This window comes from Pseudoalteromonas sp. S3178 (assembly GCF_005886985.1).
Taxonomy (GTDB): Bacteria; Pseudomonadota; Gammaproteobacteria; order Enterobacterales; family Alteromonadaceae; genus Pseudoalteromonas; species Pseudoalteromonas carrageenovora.
The window spans coordinates 1-324 of record NZ_PNCW01000536.1; the positions used below are offsets into that span (position 1 = coordinate 1).

1 pseudogene is annotated in these 324 nt (G+C 37.3%); it reads left to right on the forward strand.

Annotated features, from left to right (window positions below):
• A pseudogene (locus tag CWC11_RS23185) lies at positions 1 to 228 on the forward strand (substrate-binding periplasmic protein); the annotation flags it as partial.
• Positions 229 to 324: the final 96 nt, after the last annotated feature.

The following is a 324-nucleotide window of genomic DNA, read 5'->3' on the forward strand; positions in this document are numbered from 1 at the left end:
GCACAGGCTTGGCCTTATGTGGTACATGATAACCAAGTACATTTTTTGCTGCGTAAAAATGTTTTTAGTACGAGGCTGAAAGGTAAAATTGATGAAGCGATCATAGCGCTTAAACCTAAGATTGAGTTGTTAGTAGCGAGTTATCAGTCAAACGCTTCTTTTGGGATTTCAACTGTCTCAAATAGATTTCCTAGTTACCAACCGTTACCGCTTTCAAATCCTAACTAGCAAGGATGTTTTGTGCTAACTTAAGCCCCCTCATTTGCTTAAATTATGATTGTTTTCTAGCCAAACCAAACTTAATCAAATTGTCACATCAAAACG